The 20186-nt window shown below is 49.1% G+C and carries 12 protein-coding genes; 3 read left to right on the top strand and 9 right to left on the bottom strand.

Translation table 11 applies throughout. The annotated features are described in order from the left end of the window. Nucleotides 1–2 precede the first annotated feature (2 nt). Nucleotides 3–347, bottom strand: coding sequence for an aspartate 1-decarboxylase (gene panD, locus FW415_RS17665; protein WP_148387721.1), 345 nt, complete (start codon nucleotides 345–347; stop codon nucleotides 3–5). A gap of 161 nt (nucleotides 348–508) precedes the next feature. Next, nucleotides 509–1360: a pantoate--beta-alanine ligase gene (gene panC / locus FW415_RS17660; RefSeq protein ID WP_148387719.1), complete on the bottom strand. Its 852-nt coding sequence runs from the start codon at nucleotides 1358–1360 to the stop codon at nucleotides 509–511. Between the two features lie 110 nt (nucleotides 1361–1470). Between panC and FW415_RS17655 the strand changes: the two genes are divergently transcribed. The 3 genes from FW415_RS17655 to metK all read left to right on the top strand — a co-directional run bounded on the left by FW415_RS17655 (nucleotide 1471) and on the right by metK (nucleotide 5074). Next, nucleotides 1471–2292, top strand: a complete 822-nt coding sequence (locus FW415_RS17655; protein WP_148387717.1) for a glycogen/starch synthase — start codon at nucleotides 1471–1473, stop codon at nucleotides 2290–2292. 144 nt (nucleotides 2293–2436) lie between these two features. Beyond that, nucleotides 2437–3801 carry a DUF4270 family protein gene (locus tag FW415_RS17650; protein ID WP_148387714.1) on the top strand — a complete coding sequence of 455 codons (1365 nt, stop codon included), beginning with the start codon at nucleotides 2437–2439 and terminating at the stop codon, nucleotides 3799–3801. Nucleotides 3802–3820: 19 nt separating this feature from the next. Next, nucleotides 3821–5074, top strand: a complete 1254-nt coding sequence (gene metK / locus FW415_RS17645; protein WP_148387712.1) for a methionine adenosyltransferase — start codon at nucleotides 3821–3823, stop codon at nucleotides 5072–5074. 81 nt (nucleotides 5075–5155) lie between these two features. Here the strand turns inward: metK and FW415_RS17640 are convergent, their stop codons facing one another. The 7 genes from FW415_RS17640 to FW415_RS17610 form a co-directional block, all read right to left on the bottom strand. Next, nucleotides 5156–5941, bottom strand: a complete 786-nt coding sequence (locus tag FW415_RS17640) for a prolyl oligopeptidase family serine peptidase (RefSeq protein WP_148387710.1) — start codon at nucleotides 5939–5941, stop codon at nucleotides 5156–5158. A 7-nt stretch (nucleotides 5942–5948) separates the two neighbouring features. Next, nucleotides 5949–7601, bottom strand: coding sequence for a hypothetical protein (locus FW415_RS17635; protein WP_148387707.1), 1653 nt, complete (start codon nucleotides 7599–7601; stop codon nucleotides 5949–5951). Nucleotides 7602–7605: 4 nt separating this feature from the next. Next, nucleotides 7606–8313, bottom strand: coding sequence for a TolC family protein (locus FW415_RS17630; protein ID WP_148387705.1), 708 nt, complete (start codon nucleotides 8311–8313; stop codon nucleotides 7606–7608). Beyond that, nucleotides 8310–9749 carry an O-antigen ligase family protein gene (locus FW415_RS17625; RefSeq protein WP_148387702.1) on the bottom strand — a complete coding sequence of 480 codons (1440 nt, stop codon included), beginning with the start codon at nucleotides 9747–9749 and terminating at the stop codon, nucleotides 8310–8312. The genes FW415_RS17630 and FW415_RS17625 overlap by 4 nt, the downstream gene beginning before the upstream one ends. A gap of 118 nt (nucleotides 9750–9867) precedes the next feature. Then, nucleotides 9868–10956, bottom strand: a complete 1089-nt coding sequence (locus FW415_RS17620) for an acyltransferase (RefSeq protein WP_168208867.1) — start codon at nucleotides 10954–10956, stop codon at nucleotides 9868–9870. Between the two features lie 18 nt (nucleotides 10957–10974). Continuing rightward, nucleotides 10975–13164 carry an exopolysaccharide transport family protein gene (locus FW415_RS17615; RefSeq protein WP_148387698.1) on the bottom strand — a complete coding sequence of 730 codons (2190 nt, stop codon included), beginning with the start codon at nucleotides 13162–13164 and terminating at the stop codon, nucleotides 10975–10977. 583 nt (nucleotides 13165–13747) lie between these two features. Then, a complete protein-coding gene (locus tag FW415_RS17610; protein ID WP_148387695.1) occupies nucleotides 13748–19858 on the bottom strand; it encodes a putative Ig domain-containing protein in 6111 nt (2036 codons plus the stop codon). Between the last annotated feature and the right edge of the window lie 328 nt (nucleotides 19859–20186).

Raw genomic sequence — 20186 nt, 5'->3', positions numbered from 1 at the left:
GTTTACAGTTTGTTGCCTTCCTTCGGGAAAACGGCTATGGGAGTATGTTGTTTGGCTTCCTCGAAATCCATGGTGGCATAGGATATGATGATCACAATATCCCCTACGGCAACCAGCCGGGCGGCAGGGCCGTTCATGCATATAACGCCGGAGCCCCGTTTACCTTTAATGATATAGGTCTCCAGGCGTTCGCCGTTATTTACGTTCACCACCTGCACTTTTTCATTTTGTATGAGATTGGCCGCATCCATCAGGTCCTCGTCTATCGTGATGCTGCCCACATAGTTCAGATTGGCCTCCGTAATTACCGCCCTGTGAATCTTTGATTTGAGTACTTCGATCAACATATTTCTGGTGTAGTCCGCAAAGGTAGAGGAATTTTAATTAACAGAAAGGCCGCCCGCCCGTATTTATCATTTTGTTGACAGCCGGGGCAGCAGACCCCGGGGGGATCCATGGGTATGCTACGGTTATGCTATGGCTATGCTATGGTTATACCATGGGTATACTACGGTTTGGCGATGATCATATTATCGATCAGCCGTATTTCTCCCAGTTTGGCGGCCGCCAGCGCCACCATTTCCCCCGCAACCGGTTCGTTCAGCAATGCAAGGTCGTCCGCATTAGCAATTTCTATGTAATCAACCTGATAACCAGCATTTTGCAGTTGTTTGGCAGCATTCTGCTTCAGGTCAGGAAAGGGGATGGACCTGACATTTTGCTTTACGTAGCGCAATGTTTGGCTGATCTGTGCGGCGATCTGCCGTGCCCGGGGATCGAGGCGCATATTCCGGCTGCTCATGGCCAGGCCGTCTTCTTCCCGCAGGGTGGGGCAAATGTGTAATTTAGACGGAATTGCCGTTAACTCCAATAATCGCTTGATAATCATGCATTGCTGATAATCTTTCTGCCCCATGAACAGATCGTCCGGCTGTACGGCCTCCAGCAGTTTGTGTACAATGACGCCCACCCCCTGGAAGTGGTTGGGGCGGTAGGCACCCTCAAGCACGGTTTCCAGATAACCGAAGTCGTAATACCGGTGCTTTGCGTTCACGCCTTCAGGGTACATTTCGTTCACGGAGGGGAGGAAAAGGATATCGGTGCCGGCGCCGGTCAGTTTGAGTATATCTTCTTTAATGGTAACGGGATATAACTCGAAATCTTTCGGGTCGTTAAATTGTGTAGGATTTACAAAAATACTGCAGACGACGATATCGGAGACGGATCGGGCGGTACGGATAAGGGAAATATGCCCTTCATGCAGGGCGCCCATGGTTGGCACGAAACCGATCCGCCTGCCTGCCGTTTTTTCCTGTTCCAAAGCCTCCTGCAGACGGGCAATTTCTTTAAATAGATACATAAAGGTATGCTTAAAAGGATGTTAAAAGTGACAAATTGGCCCTTTTAACCTAAAAATTTCGTAGTTTTGCAAGCCAAATTAAAAATAACTGCATTAATAATCAGCATTAAATGTCCACAAAGAAAAGAATTCTTTTTATCGCCCAAGAGATGTCGCCGTACCTGGAACTGAGTGATTATGCGGCGATGGTCAACAAGATGGCGATCAGATCTAATGAGGCAGGTTTGGAAGTGAGGGTTATCATGCCAAGGTTTGGAAGCATTAACGAACGGCGGCACCGTTTGCATGAGGTGGTCCGTTTATCGGGTATCAATATTGTGATAGACGGGGACGATTACCCGCTTATCATTAAAGTGGCTTCTTTACCGAATGCACGATTGCAGGTGTATTTCCTGGACAATGAAGATTATTTCAAGCGGAAAGCGGTTTTCCATGACGATGACGGCAAGTTTTATGATGACAATGCCGCCCGTGAGGTGTTCTTTTGCAAGGGCGCCCTGGAAACCGTGAAGAAATTTGGCTGGCCGCCGGACATCATTCACTGCAGCGGCTGGATGACCTCTCTGATACCCCTTTATCTTAAAACAGCCTATAAAAAGGAGCCTGTATTTGCCCATTCCAAAACCGTCTTCTCCCTGGAGCCGGCTTCTTTCAAGGAGAAACTGGGCGCTTCCTTTGTGAAAAAAGCGATCATCAGCAACCAGATCAAGGAAAAAGACCTGGAGCTGTATAAAGACGGCACCAATGCCGCTCTCAACAAGGGCGCCAGCAAATATGCCGATGCCGTTGTACTGGCCAGTGACAAAGCGGACAAGAAACTGGTGGAGGAACTGAAAGCGGAAAAAGGCAAGATACTGGTACCGTATAGAAAAGAGAATGAAGATCTGGCAGACTACCTGCAACTTTATCAACAATTATTAGGAGCAAAGTAAACGTTAAAAATCAGCGGTAAAAAGTTAAAATCAGACGTAAAAACTTGGCAACATTACAGTTACTGGTTATTACTGCTTATTTTTAACTTTTTATTTTTGAGGCATAGCTTTAAATATCAAGTTTTTACTTTTCAATTTAATTAAGTGAAGATCAATTTCAGGAACCTTGGCTGTGTAGCTGTATTTTCGACAGTATTGTATGCCCTTTCGGGTTGTAATGAATCAACTATTCTGGGGAAGGATCTTATTCCCGATGCCGATAAAGTAAATGTAAAGGACACCACTATCAATACCCTGATCACTTCCAGTGTGTACAGGGCAGATTCCAGCATCCGCACCGGCCAGGGCAATTACAGGGCAACCATGGGCAGCATCACCCATGACCCGGTGTTCGGCAAATCCCACGGCTTTCTGTACACCCAGGTAGGGCTTTCTTCCAATGAGTTCACTTTCGCGGGTACCGGCCATGTGCTGGATTCCGTGGTATTGTATGTGGGGTGCGACACGATCTGGTATGGGGAAAATGCCCCGGTCAATTACAAGGTGTACCGGATGAATGAACCTGATTTCAAGATCGATTCCAATTACAGCTATACCCGTCCTTTAAGTTATAATCCCGCTGAACTGCTGGCAGATCAGAATATATATCCCGTGTACCCGAAGGACTCCCTGTCCATCTACGGCGTAAAATATCCCCCGCAGCTGCGCTTCAAGCTCAGCAATGCATTCGGGAACGAATTGCTGCAACAGCGTGCGGATGCAGCTTTCCTGTCTGACTCCGCATTCCGGGTGTACCTGAAAGGCTTCGCTATTGTACCGGACACGATCAATGGCAAGACCATGCTGTTCCCGAACCTCAACAGCGGCGATACCCGCCTGACGGTGTACTACAGGAACTCCACGGACGATTCCCTGACCGCGAATTTCCCTTTCCAGCAATATTCCAGTGCACATGCCAACTTCTTCACCCGGAATTATACCGGTTCCGAAGTGGCGCCGTATCTCAATACGGACAAACCGATGGGAGAGAACCAGATCTTCCTGCAGGAAGCACCCGGCATTTTCGCCCAGCTCCGCATCCCGGACCTGGAGAACTTCCCGAAGGCCATTATCAACAAGGCCGAACTGGTCGTAACCCAGATATCTACGGGCACAACACCCAGCACGATATTTACGGAGCCGGACCGGCTCTTCCTGTGGAGATATATCACGCACGACAGCCTGGGCTATATTGTTGACTACGGTAATCCCAACAACCCCGATCTGGCTTACTACGGCGGTAATAAAACTGTCATTGATTTACCCGGAGGGATCAAAGTTGTTCAATATAAGTTTAATATTGCACGGCATATGCAGTTCATTGTCGACAAGAAGCTGGAAAATTCAGTGTTCAAGCTGGAAGCCATCTCCGGCAGGTACAGCATTGATATGCGCGGTGTGAAAGCAGGCGGCGGCAATGCCACCCCGCCGGCAAATGTGAAACTCAGAATCATTTACACTCAACTATAATCATCAGAATCGACGTTTTATGCCTTACTTATTTACCTCAGAGTCCGTTTCTGAGGGCCACCCTGACAAAGTTGCCGACCAGATATCAGACGCCCTCATCGACAATTTCCTTGCATACGACATTTCATCCAAAGTAGCCTGCGAAACACTCGTTACTACCGGGCAGGTGGTACTGGCAGGCGAAGTAAAATCTGAAGCTTACCTTGATGTGCAGGACATTGCCCGTGAGGTGATCCGCAAGATCGGATATACCAAGAGCGAGTATATGTTCGAAGCCAATTCCTGCGGTATCTTCTCCGCGATCCATGAGCAGTCCCCCGATATCAACCAGGGCGTTGACCGTAAAAATCCTGAAGAGCAGGGTGCGGGCGACCAGGGTATGATGTTCGGCTATGCCACCCGTGAAACCGAAAACTATATGCCGCTGGCGCTGGACCTGGCCCACAAGCTGCTCATTGAGCTGGCCGCCCTCCGCCGCGAAAATAAAGATATCAGCTACCTGCGCCCGGATGCCAAATCCCAGGTAACGATCGAATACAGCGACGATAACAAACCTGTACGCATCGACACCATCGTGATCTCTACCCAGCACGATGATTTTGCGGATGACAAGGAGATGCTGGACAAGATCAAGCAGGATATGATCAACATCCTGATCCCCCGCGTGAAAGCGCAGCTGAAGCCTGAACTGCAAAGCCTGTTTACGGACAAGATCACCTATCACATCAACCCCACAGGGAAGTTCGTGATCGGCGGTCCGCATGGCGACACCGGCCTCACCGGCCGCAAGATCATTGTAGATACCTACGGTGGTAAAGGCGCGCACGGCGGTGGTGCATTCTCCGGTAAAGATCCTTCGAAAGTAGACCGTTCCGCGGCATACGCCACCCGTCACATTGCGAAGAACCTGGTAGCTGCCGGTGTTTGCGATGAAGTGCTGGTACAGGTATCCTATGCTATCGGTGTAGCCAAGCCCTGCGGTGTGTTCGTAGATACTTACGGCACCGCGCGGGTGAAGATGAACGATGGCGAGATTGCCCGGAAAGTGGAGGAGATCTTTGATCTTCGCCCTTATGCGATCGAACAGCGCCTGAAACTGCGTAACCCGATGTATGGGGAAACAGCGGCTTATGGCCATATGGGCCGGGAGAGCAAGGTGGTAACGAAGGTGTTCAACGCCGGAAAGAAAACGGAGAAGAAAGTTGAAGTGGAGCTGTTTACCTGGGAGAAGCTGGATTATGTGGAAAAGGTGAAGGCGGCGTTTGGGTTGTGATGAATGTAACAACCGGAAGATCATCATAATGAAAGAGCCGCACTGTTTAGCGCGGCTCTTTCCATTTTTAACCGGGACACATTATTTCAATAATGCCGGTTTGCTGTATTGCAGCAGCCATTCATAGATGGAGAAACCATTCTCCCGCCAAGCGGGATTAAAGTATTGTGACCAGCAGCAATGGCCGTGATCACCCACGGTCAGTTTGGACAATCCTTGCTTGTATTTATTGGTGCTGTCTGCATACAACCTGGAATTCCCCAGGAACACGGGTTCTTCCTTTCCGCCAAAGTACCAGGTGTGTACATTGGCATCAGCCGCAACTTTGAAGCTTTTCAGATTTTTTTCGTCGATAGTCGCCGGTGACATATTGATGGCTGCGGCGATCTTCCTGGCCAGGCTGGGGTGTGTTACGGCCATTCCAACAGACCATCCCCCGGCGCTATAACCGGTTATGTACACCCTTGAACGGTCTATCGGATATCGTTTGACCACGTCATCCAGCACACTTTCCAGATGCTCGGGGCCGAGTGACCAGCTTTCCGCGAGAGGAGCCAGTACGATGAATTTATATTTTTTGCCGTCCACTTTATTTATGGCGTCGATTTTCTTGCCGGCATGCATTTGCTTGGTAACACCTTCCCGGAATATCTTGGAAAGGTCTTTTCCGGCAATGCTTCTTCCATGGAGGCAAATAATGAGCGGATATTTTTTCCCTGTAACATTTTCATCCGGGAGATAGAGCAATGCCGGCAACTCATGCCAGGGAGTTGTTCTGACCTTTATGGGTTGGAACGGGGTGAGATTGGCCTGTTGCTGCGCGAAGGCCGGCAATCCCAAAAGAAGTAAAAAGGTGACTAGTTTCATATCTTGACTAATTGTAAAATTTTACGATGACCCTCGGCGGCAGTTGGCGGCTGAATGCCTGAAGATGGTCCCTCAGTGCGGAGGCTTCTGCGGGATCAATAGCGTAAAAAGTGACGGTATCCCCGCCACAGATCACGTTATCCCTGATCTGCCAGGTGGCTATTTTTGTCCACCGGTTCAATAATTCCGGTTCAAACCATTCTTCGTACACTATAGCGATCCGGGCATGCCGGTTTTGCGTAAGCTGATGGAGATAATCGGGCGTATATGCATGCCGCAGCCTATTCCCGGCAACTTCATTGTCCCCCAGGCCCCAGAGATCAATAATTTGATTGTTGCCGTAATAGCTGACAGCGCCAATGTCATTAACCGCAATGGATGTATGATGATAATGCTGCCGAAGGAAAGCACCCATCTGGTATTGCTGCTCGTAGATATTTCTGCTGGCCGGGAGCAGCATCGCACCGGCGGAGACAGCCCTGAGGAGGAAGGGGGTAGCGATAAAGAAGATGAGAAGGGCCAGCATGAACTTGCCCGGGAGCCATTGGGCGGAGAACCAGTTTTTGATGTGCTGGTATTGTAATGCGGTAAAGGCCCCTGCCGTTAGAATACCCAGCAGCAAAAGATAGGCTTCATACCGGTAAAGCCAGCCCACAGAGGCAAAAGCCAGATGCATGACCGCGCCGGTAACAACGATGAAAGCCAGGTGCTGTATTTTACGAAGGGGGGATGCCGCCTCCTTTTGCGAACCTGTAAAAAGGGCCAGTACTGGCAGAAGAATGATCAGCCTGAGCAGGGTAGTGCCGGAGAGGGAAGAGGCGCCGGTCGGCGCAAATTTCGGATTGAAAAGATTGGCCAGCGTATTATTGCCGTACATCAGTTTGAATACCAGTATTTCCTGCGCGGATGCTTTTAGTTGCTGTATCCCGCCGGACAGGTTACTCCCTTTAAGCAGCACAGAGTTGGGGAAAAAATATCCGCCCTGCTGTATGGACCACCAGCCGAACAGGCTGACGGGAAGCAGCGAGACCAGCAGCAACAAACCCGCTTTAGCCCAATGCCGGTAATATACCAGGAGCAGTACGATGGCGCCTGCCAGGAAAAGTGATTCAAAACGCGCCATCACGGCCAGCGCTCCAAGTATTGCTACCGTTGCAGCTTTTTTGATATTACCGTTGCCTGCCAGCAACTGCAGTGTATGCAGCATCAGCTGCAAAACGATCCAGCAATGCAACATATGTTCCATCCCTGAAAACACAAGCACAGGTATTGGGGTCAGTAGTACGGCCGCAGCCAATATCCATAACCTGTGCCCATCAGCAATTCCGCAATAGGCCAGCAACCTGTTGGCTGCATGAAGTGTCAATAGTCCGAAAAGGAGGTTCAGGCAGAACGGCAGCATATCGGGGAACCAGCCGGCCTTGAAGAATAAAGCCAGCAGCAGCGTGTACAGCGGGGAAGAAGAAGTGGAACTGAACGTGCCGGCATTAATGCCCCAGGTGCCGTTCAAAGCAAGGTTCTTCGCAATGCTCATATGGATGAAAGTATCATCCAGCGGGTATGAGAAAACGCCCTGCGTGTATCCCTGCATCTGCCACAATATGATACCGCATAATATGATCAGTAAACCTGATGCCGTCAGTAACGGATATTTTTTCATGTGCTTATAATTGCAGCAGCACCTCTTCCAGGGTCATGCCGATCATGCCTTCCAGTGTGATCTTTGACTTGCGGAGGTTTCTTTCCAGTTCCACCTTACGTACCATTTCTGTATTGTATTGCCTGTAGGTGGCGTTGTAATTTTCCACGGTAACACCCGCTGCTCCGTTGGAAAATTGCTCTTCTGTCTGGCGGAATGTATTGAGCGCATCTTCCAGCAGGGGCAGCTGAAGTTCAAGCAGCTGTTTGTTAGCGGCGTATTCCTCATAAGCTTCCAATACCATGGCCTTCAACTCCAGGGCGTCACTCTTTTTCTGCTCTTCAGCAATCTTTCCATTGGTTTTTGCCATTTTAACAGCATTGGGGATACCGATGAAATTGCCAAGCGGAACGGATACGCCGAAATTGTAGCGCGGAAAGAATGTATTGTTGTTGCCGTTCTTGATGGTGAACTCATTCAGGTTGCCGGAAGCCACAAAATGGTTCAACCATTCCGCTTTGGCGCGATTGGCCTCATATTTTGCAGCCAGCTTTTTCAGATCATGGACCCTCATGTCAGGATTGTTGAGGGCCAGCTCAACCAGCTTTACTTTTAATCTTGCCACGGTTGGCTGATCAGCAGGCAGGACCATCAGTATGGTCGTATCGGTTCTTTGCGCCTGGGATACGAATCCCAGACCAATTAACAGTAGTGTAAGGAGTTCTTTTTTCATTGTTTGTTATTTAATTGTAGATATTTTAGTTTGATAGAAATTCCCGTAAGCGCATTCAGCAGGAATGCAGATTCGATCAGCCCGGCGGCTTCCTGCGCATATTGGCCGACTGCCATGGAGAAAACTACGGCTGCTATGCTGATGAGGAGCAATCCGTCCAGTTCCGTTTTGCTCCTGAAGTAATTGACGACGGCATATTGCAATACCAGGAATGTATTGATACCGACGATGATGATGCCTATCCAGCCCATTTCCAGTGCCACCCTCAGGTAGCCGCTGTCAGGAGGGAACCCGGCCAGCACATGGCCCGGGTTATAGGTTTTGCCTTCTTCTCCCGAGGTGAGCACGCCGCCACCGATCGGATGCGTATAGATATATGGCTGTATCCGGTGCCTGTTGATATCCCTTACATTCAGCGAGGCGTCTTCCGACCCCACAAAAGCTGTTCTCACCCGAACGATCGTCGGGCTGCCATAAAACGGCCCGTAAAGGACCAGCACCGCAAACATACCGAATACTACGGCCATGATAACGGTATTGCGCCGGTGAAGGTTGGCCAGGAAGAATATCAGCAGTCCCATTGGTACCATAACATATCCGGTACGGGTGCCGGAATAACCGAGTGACATCATATGGAGGAAAAGGGAGACCAACAGCATCAGCTTCACCGGTAGACTGATAACCGTCTTTTTTGCCGTGAGCAGAATCACGCAGATGATGATGCCGCAAGCCATCAACAGGCCAAACACCGCAGGGTCGGACATGAAGGAGAAGATGCGTATGCCGGTAAGGATCACCACTGTCTTGAACTTTTCAGGGTAAAGGGCGATGTAGTTTTTTTCGAAAGGCATTAACCCGAACCATTGCTGAATACAGCCATACAGTGCGGCCAGCGTGGAGATGATAAGCCAGAACTTGAAGAACAGCTTTACATCGTTCATGGACCGGATCATTTTCATGGTCACATAAATGAACAGCATATTGCGCATGAATACCCGCATAAAGGTGGTCCACCCCGTACGCTGAAAGATGTTGGGGTTGAAAAACTGGATCAGCAGATAGGCAATATACACGTAGAATGTGATGAGCAGCGGATCCCGGAAAAAATCCACTTTGGACATGCTTTTGTCTTTATTGTTGATCAGGCTGCCTATCAGTACCACAAACAGGAGGAGATCCATGGGTACGCCAATACTTAATTCCATGCCGGACATCCGTTCCACCACCCTGACCGTCAGGCCGAATGTCAGCAGCATAAAATACCCCAACCGGAAATTCAGCAGGGTAGCAACCACCATCGCTGTTCCGATGATGCCGCCAAACAGCACAAGGCTCATCTTGTAGTCAATAGTGGCCACATAGGTTATCGCCGGGATTAAGAGTACCCAGGCGATAATTCCCAGTATCTGCCAGATATTTTTTGTGCCGGTTTGCATTCGAACTTCGTTTACAGAAACATGATTTTAAAAATGATCATCCCGATGGTCATCGCTATAAAAAAAAGGATGAGTCCCTGATGTAACTTCTCATTGATCACTTTCTTCTCCTCTTTTTTCATGCTTGTTGATTATTTATAACTGATGTATGTTTTACTTCCCTGAAACTGCCTTTAAACAGGAATTGCATTCCGATCATTGTCAGCACCCTGTAGAGCAATATTGATAACAGGATGGTTGTAATGATCATTACAATGAGGAAAACGGTCGTATGTTCCCTGAACCAGTCGATGTTTATCAGCTGATACCTTATGAAAGCCCCTACAGACACATGTATCAGGTAGATATAAAGTGAATAGTGCCCCAGCATCTGCAGGAAGTCCATTACCTGGTATTTTGACAGTATAAATGACAGCACGATCGTGAAAATACTGCCGGCGATGGCTACAAAAGCGTACAGGTAGAGGTTCATTTCCGGATAACGCAGGAAATAGTACTGCGAAACAACAAACAGCGGCAACAGCAACAGCAAAGAGGAAAAGGAAGAAAGTTGTCCCCTGGACCTTTCACTGAAGAAGAAATCCGCGCATACGCTGCCGATGGAAAAGAAGATATAGTGCAACGCAATGTCATAGAATGTACTGATGTTTTTCAGAAAAGGGGCGATGCCCAGCAACACCAGACCAATCAGCAACTGCCATTTCCCTTTGGTCTTCAGCACAACCGTTGTGAGCAGATAGAGCATGGATACATTGAACAGCGCGAACAGGTACCAGAGCTGATCCAGCTTGCGGGGCTGCACAAATATGTTGAGGTAATCAGCACTGCTCCTGTCTGCATTTGCATAACCGCCGCCAGATAATATCTGCAGGGTGATCTGGATGACGGCCCACAGCAGGTAGGGGTACAGGAGGGTATTTACCTTTGCAATAGCATAGTTCTTTGGGCTGCGTTTCAGCAGGCTTCTGTTAAAGAACAATCCTGAAAGTAAAAAAAACAGCGGCATACGAAAACTATATAAGGCGTTGTTCAGGTCGATTACCCAGGGCTTGACGACTATCTCACTGGATATCAGACCATAGGCGGCATGCCTGTACACCACCAGAATAATAGCGATGCCTTTGGCATAGTCAATCCATGCGTATCGGTCATCTTTTACTCTCGGGCCAATGTGGAATAAATTTTTGAGCTCATGTTGGACGTTCACAATAGTTTTTTTTGGGGATTAATGCTCCAGGAAGTCTTCCCGCACATTGTTCAATACGGCCCCTATGAATTTATCACCCAGTTGGTGAAGGAATTCGATAGAATCCTTATCTATTTGGTTGAGGGAAGCCTTGGATGAAAATATGGCAACTACTCCTTCTACATATTCAGAAAGTTCCTTGCTATCGGTATAGTCATTTAACGGTGCTCCTTCCAGTAAAATAAAATCATAATGTGCTTTCAGTTCGTCCAGGTAATTCAGCAGGTGATTCGGGGGAAGTATCTCGGAAGGTGTATAATCCCCACCCTTGCAGCCAATTACCTCAATATTATCGATCGCGTAAGTAGTAACAATATCCCTGATCTTTTCATAGCTGAATTCGCTTGGTGGAACGGAAAAAGATTCCAGCAAAGGCTTGGCTTCCATTTGCACGGTGATATCGTTATTGCAAAAGTTGGTATCGATGACCAATACACGCTTGTTGCTAAGGCTGAGGCTATAAGCCAGGGCCTGGGTAAGTGTGGTCTTTCCCTGCTGCGGCTTGGTACTGGTAAGCAGGAATATCTTGCGACCGCTGTGCTCGATCTCGAAACGCAGCTTGCGCATCAACTCGCGGAAAATGTTCTGTCTTTTTTTCAATTGCTCATCATCATCTACTCTTTTCTGCAGCACCTCCAGAATGCTGTATTTGTGAAGATCGGCATGATTGATCGTGTTGATCAGTTTCAGGGCTACATGTTTGCCGAATATGGAGGGAGATTTGATGGAAGAATCTGTAAATTCCAGGAAAAGGAACAGCAGGGATGAAAGCATCAGTACAGAAATACCGGCCATGCCCATGATGATGACGCGCTTGGAGGATTCGGGCTTGAATGCCGGTTGCCCTTTAAGCGTCTGGCGGAAGTCATCCTGCTGTACTGAACGGTTGTCCAGGGCTGAATTCAGTTTTTCTTTCAGCTTGTTGTACTCGTCCTGCGCAAGTTCTACTTCCTGCTGAAGTGAGGTTACCGTGGCTTCCTTGTTGGCGTAAGAACCAACGGAGTATCTGAGGGTACGTATCTTCATTTCCAGGCTTTGCTCATTTTGCCTGGAAGCATTGAGCTCTGCCTGTAAAGAAGCGCGTTGCTGCTCCAGTTCTTCCCGTGTTACGGCCTTACCTGTAGGGACAGACACACTGATGAGTTTTTTCTGAAGTTCAGCCCGCAGGTTCTTTATTCTAAGATTCAGATCATCGTCTTTGGAACCTCCGCGAATATATTCATCGTTCAGCTCATTGATCTGTTTGCGAAGGGAAATGATCTCGCTGTTTTGGTTATTATATATGGTCTGTCCGCCCGCGATCTGCTTCATCTGATCATTTATATTTCCCAGTGCGGCTTCTATAGTATTCTTGTTTGCCCTTTCATCATACAGGGCCTTTTCAAATTGCTTGATAAGGTCCCACTCGTTGCCGCTGGCCGCTTCCACATTCAGCAGACCTTCCGAGGATTTATACATTCGCAGCGCTTCTACCTTTGCATCAAGTTCCAGCTTTTTTTGTTCTACCAATGACTGGAAAGTTCCGATATTTTCAACGGACCGCTCGGTACGCGAACTACGGTGAAAACGGATAAATTCATGGTAAAGCGTATTCACAACATGAGCCGAGAGCTCAGGATTCTCTGAACGGTACACGATATCTATATAGTCAGTCCGCTGCAGGCGGCCGACATATAGCTTCTTCCGGATAGACTCATAGTCATAGCGATATAACTTCATGTATTCTAATACCCTTCTTTCATCTTCGTTGTAGGAGGTAAGCATCTGCAAGGAATCCAGCTTCTGCTGGCAAATGGTCAGCATAGCTTCTTTATTGGCCCTGCGATATGCGTCGGAGTTCAGTTCTTTCTCCGTAAGATGAGTGAACGGTTTGTTGGATGTGAGGTCATGTATCAGCAAATTACAGGACAGAAGACCTATGACAAGCGGTGAGTTGATAGTTTGGATCACGTTGTCGAATTTCACATCGGCTTCAAACAGATTGACGTTCTCCTCTCTCAGTTTGATCTGATCGTTTGTGGTGAAACTGGTAGACATCTGTGCAGAAGAAACATACAATTTAGGCCTGCCCATTGTGAATACAAAAGCTGCCGCAATAGCGCCGAATGTACTCAGAATGATCCACCACTTTTTCTTCAGCAGGGCCTTTATGAAATATGTTATATCCATACTATTTATAATTTTTTATTAACTATATCTTTCAAAAAAAATCTGGAAATCCAGATCATTAATAGATGTATCCGGCTTTCCGGTGTTACATCAGGATACCCGTGTGTGACAGGGAATACAAAATTCCGGGGCACTTACCGGTACCGGTTAGAAGTTCAGAGGAATGGTAAAAAATAATGAAAGCAAGGCCGGAATGGGATATCCGGTGGTCATGCCTGGTTTTTTGAAGGATGAGGTTATTTCGAAAAGCAAAAATAGTTGAAAAAAGTCAAGAGCCAAAACAAACCGGGAAGATACCTTTGGGAAAATGATCCAATTCGTCAATAACTATCTCTCATCTGCATGGCAGCATGCAGGGCAAAAGTATATTCGGTTTAAAATGCAAATTTATATCAATACGACCTAAAAAAAAATTAATCCATGCGAAATACCTGAAATATTTAGGGAACGCGGGTATTTAGGCAGTGAAAATGGTGAAAAGGGCGAGTAGTGAAGAAACCAATGGGAACAGTTAAGGGCCCTGATAAAGAAAAAGGGTTGCATCAGATCTGATGCAACCCTTTAGTCCTTCAAAAGACCGATTCTATTTTCTGAGTATTTTGATCGTTTTTGCAGTGCCGTCAGCCTGCACAAGCCTCAGCAGGTAGATGCCTGAAGCGTGAATGTATGAACCGGTGGTCAAGCGGATGGTAGATTTGCCTGCAGGCATATCTGACCTGTTTTCCGTGTACACCAGTCTGCCGGTCATATCCACGATCTCCAGTTTCACATTGCCAGCCCGTTTCAGCTCTACATCCACTGCCAGGAGGTTCGAGAACGGATTCGGGTAGGCGAGCATCCGGATACCGTCGTTTTCTGCGGACAGCGGATCAGCTTTTGTTGCCTGTGTGGGGCTGCTGATCATCAGGGCATTATTATCCAGTTGTTCGCCGGAGGTAGCATTCACTTCCATGGCATTCAGATAACCTACCTGGCCGCCTTCCGGCAGGCTGAGTACGAAGGATATCTCGCCGTTCTCATCCGGCACCAGGTCTGTAAACTCAATGGTATTGGCGCTGTTGTTATGGGCGTAAAGCGTCTGGCTTACTCCACCGATGGTGAATACTGTGCTTCCGTTATCCGGTTGCGGCGCCCACCACTTGCTGCTGGAGAAGAATTTGATGCTGTAAGTTTTAGCTGCATCCAGACCGGTAAGTTTGCCCGGCATGGTGAGTGCGCCATTGAAGAACCCTGGCAGTGAGCCGAAGTACATGTACTGGCTGATGACTGCATCCGGGTACACGCCGCTGTTATTATAGGTTGTGGCGCCTTCAATGCCGGCAGCCCACCACCATGAGTCAAATACCAGCGATACCCCGGTGGTCTGCCCCTGATCGTCTTTCAGGTTATTGGTCACTTTTTCAGCGATATTGTTCCAGGGGGCAGGAGCATCTGCATTCAGCCTGAAATTGAGCATCAGTTTATAATCCGGCGCAGGTGGCGGTGTACCGGTGATCTCAAGGTCGAACGTTGCTGTGTCAGCCAGGTCGCCCTGATCTTTGGCAATCACGCGGAGACCGGAATAAACGCCTTCATCGGCCAGGCCAGGTGCCACACTGAGAGACACGTTCCCCTGAGATTGCACCAGGGTTACGAATGACGGAAGATTTTCGGTGCTGTAAGTGAGCATGTCGCCATCAGGGTCGGTAGCGCTGATCTGGATGCTGCCGGTAGTGCCAGCCTGTACAGCCTGGTTGCCGATAGCGCTGATCACAGGGGCCCGGTTTACCGGCGGTTCAACCGGACCACCTTCTCCCGCTGTCACCTCCATGGCATTCAGGTAGCCTACCTGGCCGCCTTCCGGAAGGCTGAGTACGAAGGATATCTCGCCGTTCGTATCAGGTGTCAGGTTGGTGAATTCTACTGTATTGGTGCTGTTGTTGTGTGAGTACAGCGTTTTGCTTACACCGTTAATGGTAAATATGGTGCTTCCATTATCCGGCTGTGGCGCCCACCATTTGCTGCTGGAGAAGAATTTGATGCTGTAAGATTTGGTGGCATCCAGCCCGGTGAGTTTGCCCGGCATGGTAAGGGCACCGTTGAAGAATCCCGGCAGTGAGCCGAAATACATATACTGGCTGATCACCGCATCCGGATACACGCCGCTGTTATTGTAGGTTGTGGCGCCTTCAACACCGGATGCCCACCACCATGAGTCGAATATAAGCGACACACTTGTGGTATTGCCATCCTCGTCTTTCAGGTCATTGGTCTCCTTTTCAGCAATGTTGTTCCAGGGGGCAGGAGCATCTGCATTCAGCCTGAAATTCAGCATCAGTTTATAGTCCGCTGTCGGCGGCGGGGCGCTGGTTACTTCCAGATTAAAGCTGGCAGTGTCGCTCAGGCTACCCGCATCGGTGGCGATCACACGGATATCATTATAAACACCCTCATCGGTCAGACCCGGTGCTACGGTCAGGGATACGTTACCCTGAGACTGTACCAGCGTAACGAACGACGGAAGGTTTTCGGTGCTGTAAGTGAGTACATCTCCGTCCGGATCGGTCGCGCTGATCGGGATGGAGGTCGTAGTGCCGGATTGTACGGATTTATCTGCGATGGCGGTGATCTCCGGTTTACGGTTCACAGGCGGTGTGCCAGCACCACCGGCATTCACTTCCATGGCATTCAGATATCCTACCTGGCCGCCGGGAGGGAGGCTCAGCACAAAGCTGATCTCGCCGTTGGTATCAGCCATCAGATTTTCAAAGATGACAGTGTTGGAACTGTTATTATGTGCATACAGTGTTTTGCTTACACCGTTGATGGTAAATACCGTACTGCCGTTATCCGGTTGCGGGGCCCACCATTTGCTGCTGGAGAAGAACCTGATGCTGTACGGCCGGTTTGTTTCCAGGCCGGTCAGCTTGCCGTTCATCGTAGTAGCTCCGCTAAAGAAGCCTTCCAGTGTACCGAAGTAGATATACTGGCTGATCACAGCATCCGGGTAAACACCACTGTTATTGTAAGTTGTAGCGCCTTCTACACCTGCAGCCCACCACCAGTCGGTGAATTCGAGGCCAACAGTCGTCACTTCACCGTTTTCGTTGAGGAGATTGTTGGTCACCTTGTCCGCAATATTGTTCCACGGCGCCGGTGCATCCTGGTTCAACCGGAAGTTCAGGAACAATTTATAATCCGGTGTAGGCATGTCCGTTACATTCAATGTAAAGGTATGCTCTGTTATCCCGCCGCGGTTATCAGTTACGCCAACTTTTATATTATAAGTACCGGATGCGCTGTAGCCAGGCTCAATAACCAGCAACGCTGTATCGTTCTGGCTGGAGAGCGTTACGAAAGCAGGCAGGTCGATCGCAGACCAGGTAAAGGATTCACCCGGGTTCTGATCTGTTACCGTGATCTTCACGGTATCGGAAGCACCTTCATTCACATTGAACGCTTCCATCGGAGTGATCACGGGCGCATAATTGTCATTCACCACAAGATCGAAATATGCAGTATCTGCACCATCATAGATGTCCTTGGCAATCACACCGATATTATTATAAGTGCCCTGCTCATTGGAAGCCGGAGACACCACCAGGTGAACGTTTCCCGGAGCTGCTGATACAGATATGAAGGCAGGTGCGTTCAGGAGGCTGTACGTGATCGGATCATTATCTTCATCCGTTGCTACCACCGGTATATTCACCGTTGTACCATACCGTACGGTCTGGCTGCTGATGGGGGATATTACAGGGGGATTGGTCAGCGTTCTCGCACTGTCGTACGCAGCATAGCCGGAAGTTCCGCCTTCCCCTATTGCACGGATCCGGTAGTAGGCCAGGGTGTTGGCTACCAGGGTGGAGTCTGTGTAAGCTCCTGTTCCGTTGGTTACGGCACCTATTGTATGGAGGAGGGTGAAGCCACTTGGAGCAAAACTGCGATATATTTCAAATCCGCTTTCGTTGTTTGCGGTATCAGACCATGTAAGGCTGATGGCAGAAACAGACAGCGGGGTAGCGGAAAGGTTGAAGGGTGTTGCCGGAGGCGTAGGCAGCGGGTTCGTTGTTGCATTGGCCGTATTGCCGTAGGCGGATTCGCCGGCGGCTCCGATAGCCCGTACTTTATAATAGTAAGTTGTGGACGCATCCAGCAATGAATCTGTAAATGCTGTTGCATTGGCGGCGGCAGTAGCAACGATTTCGAATGTTCCGGCTGCACTCAGGCCGCGGTAGATCTCGAAACCGGTTTCATTGTTGCTATTATCCGTCCACGTCAGACTGATCTTGCTGTGGTTCACAGTGCTGGCAGCGAGTGTAGTGGGGGCTGCCGGGTTGGTGCCGGTTACGCCCGGGTCATCCATGTAATACTGGGCAGGAATGAGCTGGCGGGTGGTTGCACCTACCGCTGCATTGGTCCAGTACACACCCAGAGAGTGGCCTCCGGTGCCCTGGTAGAAGGTAACGGCGATCGGGTACACCCCGGCCTCTGCTACGGTCACTGTACCGCTGCGGTACTGAGCGCCATGATTTCCGTCGTTATTAACGGTAGCGGTGGCGCTGTGGCTGTAGGGCATATTGAAATACAACTTGCTGCCGTCATCTGAGTTGGTTTCAAAAATATAGGTGCCGGCAACCGGAATGTGAATATATCCTGTCCACAGGAAGCCATACTTGGTGGTCACGCCGTTCGGCCTTGCTGAAATATCGGGAGTAGCCGACCTTCCGGTCTCAGTAGGAGTGAGGTTCGCAAAGTTAGGAAGACTGTTCCAGGTTCCTGAGTATTTATAATATTTATAGGCGAGTTGCCCGCGTTTGGTCACTACAGTCAGCTGACTGCTGGCAGTAGATACTTTGCCGGTAACGTCTTTCGCTTTAATGTACACGGTATTGGGCGTGTTGGCAGTAAGGCCGGTAATGGTGTCCCGGAGCGTAGCTGCGCCTGTAGAGTCTTGCAACGCGCCATTCACATAAACATCATATCCGCCGATACCGGCATCATCTGTTGCAGCATTCCAGGAAATGATGAATGAGTTGGTGGTGATATAGCTGGCGGCAAGACCGGTTGGCGCTGCAGGAGTAGCATTATCAGCCGTAGTGGTGCCTTTAACCTCTGCGGATACCGGCGCAGCGGCATTATCATTTACCGGGCGTACCTTGTAATAGTAGCTGCTGTCGGGAAACAGGCCTTCATCTGTATAACCGGTTGCATCCGCAGCTACTTTGGCAACAAGTACATAAGGCCCGCCGGGCTGTGTACCGCGGTACACTTCAAAGAATTTCTCATTATGCGCAGGCGCCTGGCTTTGTGCCCAACTGAGGGTGACAGATGTTTGGGTGAAACCTGAAACGATCAGTCCGCTGATAGCATCAGGACCGTTGATACCATTGGCATTCACGATAAGGAAGGTATCGGAGGATTCGCTGATGCAGGAGTCTGCTGCGAGTACACGAACGGTATATTTTCCGGGAGTAGAAGCAGTAATGCTGTTACCTGTGCCGATCACAGGTGCATACCCCGCCCGTTTCCATTCATATTGTTCAAGGCCTGCGGGTACAGTCAGATTAACACTGGTACTGCCGTCTGGCGCCGGTATTACATTCGATGCGAGCCCGGAGGTAGTGATTACCGGTGCCGATGTATTGGGCTTGTAGGCAATGTTCAGCGGAACGGGAGACCAGCCGGTCCATCCATGATTGGAGAGCGCTCTGACGCTGTATGCCCCGGGAGTGTTTACCACAACCTGGTTGGTATTGCCGGGGATGGCTACGCCATCTTTCCGCCATTCATAATTTGAAAAGCCTGGAGAAATACCGATCGTTACGCTTGTACCGGGGCAGATCAGGCTGTCGCCATGCAGCGGCCAGGGTTTGAGCCTGTTGGCCCGGAGCATGAAGGGTACAAAGTCCGCTTCCTGCCATGCACGGGTCCAGCTGTCGTGTGTGGCAGTTGGATAGAAGGAGAACTTCAGATTACCTCCCGCGTTATTGATGGCTGCCACTACCTGGTCTGTAGTATAAGGGGCAGGGTTGCCATCCTGGCCACCCTGGAACAGCCACATGGGCAGGAATTTATAAGTATTGATGCTGTTGATGTAATCCAGGGATGCAGCACTCATGGGTAAAGACGCCGCGGTCAGCTGGGGATAACGCATAGTCCATGCCCATGTTCCCTGTCCGCCTGACGAAAGACCGTTTACATACACACGGTCCAGGTCTGCTTTCGTAAAGGTAGCCATGGAATCCAGCAGTTCCTTCACGTTATCATACTCACTGTTGCCCCAGAGGCCTTTACTTTGCGGGTAGATCAGGAAACCATCAAAGGTGCCGTTATCCACCAGGTCGCTGAATTTCTTGCCGCCGTGCAACAACTGGAATTCATTGTCATAGATCGTTCCTTTCTCACCCAGCCCGTGAAAGAACAGGTAGACAGGATACTTTTTTCCATCGGACACACCATGCTGGTACGTTTTCGGGAATTTAAGCCGGAAACACATACCCTTGTAGATGTACGCCTTGTAAGAGGTCGTCGTCCAGCTCATCCTGTTGGTCTTTACCCACTTGCCGATCGTACCCCATTGCGGCTCAACAGGGGGATTGCTGGAGTTGTAGATGACGATAGGATCGCTTGGATCAAGGGTAGTTTGCGCCCCGGCAGTACCAGACAGCAGCCATAACGGGAGCAAAAGCAGGAGGTGTAAAAATCGTTTCATAGACGAATGAATAAAATTGTATATATAGTAGATGTATGTAATAAACCAACGTCAGGACATGAAAAGTCATGTCATAAAAGCGATCGGATCGCGAGAAGTTCAGAGGAATGGAAAAAAAATACGCAGTTCTTTGGAGTTGAATCCGCAGCTGCTGTTGGTTTTAAGAAGGAAGTGGTTAGGGATGAGAACTGTTTTTGCTGAAAATGACAAACAATTCTCCTTATGATGTGCGAAAATAAATAAAGAAAGTAATATGAGTTACGTTTTTTTTGTTAACAGCATGTTTTGGTTCATGAACTGCGGTATTTAGGCGGTGAATGGCTGAAAA

The organism is Chitinophaga sp. XS-30, assembly GCF_008086345.1.
Lineage (GTDB): Bacteria > Bacteroidota > Bacteroidia > Chitinophagales > Chitinophagaceae > Chitinophaga.
The sequence above is the reverse complement of the archived record's forward strand: the minus strand, read 5'-3'. Positions and strand labels throughout refer to the sequence as shown.